We start from the raw sequence: 1,945 nt of genomic DNA, 5'->3' as shown, positions 1-1,945 counted from the left end.
CAATTTTCCTTAAAAAGCCTACGGACAATTCTCTCCACTGGCTCACCTTTATTGACGAAAAACTATGACTTCGTTTATCAACATGTGAAATCCAATGTGCAATTAAGCTCCATCTCAGGAGGAACAGATATCGTTTCCTGCTTTGCATTGGGTAATCCAATTCTGCCTGTTTACCGTGGCGAATTACAATGCTTGGGACTTGGCATGGCTGTTAAGGTTTTCAATGAACGGGGAGAACCAGTGAGTGAAGAGCGCGGTGAATTAGTGTGCACGAAGCCTTTTCCATCCATGCCAGTGGGCTTTTGGGGAGATCCAGACAAAAAAGCTTATAAACGCGCCTATTTTAAGCGTTTTGATGGCGTCTGGGCTCATGGTGATTTTGCCGAAATTACTAAACACAAAGGTCTTATCATTTATGGTCGTTCTGATGCTGTATTAAACCCAGGTGGCGTCCGCATAGGAACCGCTGAAATTTATCGTCAGGTAGAAAAATACCTGAAGTTATAGACAGTGTAGTGATAGGTCAGGACTGGCAAGAAGATGTTCGTGTCGTCTTATTTGTTAAATTAAGAGAAGGCTTAGAGTTGAATGAACATTTGATGAATACCATTCGTCAAACCATACGCCATAATGCTTCTCCTCGGCACGTACCGGCTAAAATTCTGCAGGTTAACGATATACCGCGCACAATGAGTGGTAAAATAGTGGAGGTTGCCATACGCCAAACTGTCCATGGCCAAGCCATTAATAATCTCCAGTCACTTGCCAATCCTGAGGCTTTAAACTATTTTAAAAATCGCCAGGAACTAGCCGAATAACTTGACTCGTATAGCTTATCTAATAGTTGCCCCATGGCTTCTCAGGGGCACTACTGTGATAACTGAAATGACAAATACCAAGGATAAGCCTTAAGTAATTTGGCGCTCATCGCTAAACACTCGAAAACCTTTTCCTAGCTGACAATTGATTTGATGGTGATCGACAGGACGATAATCTTTGGCGCTCATAACAGTCACTTGTATTTCAACACCACTATCTACATTAATATTGTACTTCACATACTCGATAGTAGGATTTCTAAGAAAATTTGGATTATCCAAAGTAACATGTTTATCAGAGGCAGTGACTCGGTTATTAGCAATTAACATCAGCGCATGAGGCCTGAAGGATGCTTTAATATTAGGGACCGAATTCTCTGATTCACAATTCTTGAAAGATACTACAAAACTTAATTGTTTCCCTCCAACCACAGCATCTGCTACTTCAGCAAAAGTACTCAGCTCACTGGCATGGGCTGAGAATGATAACAGCGCAAGAATTGACATTAATTGCTTTTTCATTAACACGGTTCCTTCATCCGTTCAATGGTGAGACCTGAGGTTGCCAATAAATTTAAAGCTTGTCAATTTAACCTTCAATCTTTGATTTTTCTTCTATAATGAAAATCGGAGCTATAATAAATACATCAAGCTAACACGTAGCCATCTCTATTAAAAAAGAGAAGAAATTTATAAGGAGATTTAGATGTGCGATCGTAAATGCTTTACCAATGGCGTTCTCTCTGGTTTAGTTGCTGGTATTGTCTTTGCCTTTTTTTAATTCTTGTCGGTATGTCTGAAACCCTAGGCAGTATGATCGGCATGCCTAGCAAATTAGGGGGAATGATGGTTCATTTCATAGTCAGTATTATCGCAGGACTTATCTTCGCTTTTGTCTTCGGCTGGCTAATTCATTCATGGTTCACTGCGATTTTCTTAGGCCTCCTCTTTGGTATAGGAATGTGGGTAATAGGTCCTATGACCCTGTTGCCAACTTTGTCTGCAGGTGATGCCTTGTTTGTAAAATGGAATCTCGCTGGTTTACAGAGTAATATTCATCCGCTAATTGGCCATTTGATTTATGGTTTAGTTTTAGGTCTGGTTTATTGTTTTTTAAAGAAAGGAAA

2 protein-coding genes and 1 pseudogene are annotated in these 1,945 nt (G+C 40.2%); 2 read left to right on the top strand and 1 reads right to left on the bottom strand.

The window, feature by feature from the left end; all coding sequences use genetic code 11:
* Positions 1–818: pseudogene (locus BN58_RS23150) on the top strand (AMP-binding enzyme); the annotation flags it as partial.
* A gap of 90 nt (positions 819–908) precedes the next feature.
* Here the strand turns inward: BN58_RS23150 and BN58_RS07615 are convergent.
* On the bottom strand, positions 909–1,340 hold the full coding sequence (locus BN58_RS07615; protein WP_019216328.1) for a VirK family protein: 432 nt from the start codon (positions 1,338–1,340) through the stop codon (positions 909–911).
* A gap of 270 nt (positions 1,341–1,610) precedes the next feature.
* Here BN58_RS07615 and BN58_RS23145 point away from each other — a divergent pair.
* On the top strand, positions 1,611–1,945 hold a 335-nt coding region (locus BN58_RS23145; protein ID WP_232220428.1), incomplete at its 3' end, for a DUF1440 domain-containing protein.

The sequence above is a fragment of the Legionella tunisiensis genome (assembly GCF_000308315.1).
In the GTDB taxonomy this organism is placed as follows: Bacteria; Pseudomonadota; Gammaproteobacteria; order Legionellales; family Legionellaceae; genus Tatlockia; species Tatlockia tunisiensis.
The sequence above is the reverse complement of the archived record's forward strand: the minus strand, read 5'-3'. Positions and strand labels throughout refer to the sequence as shown.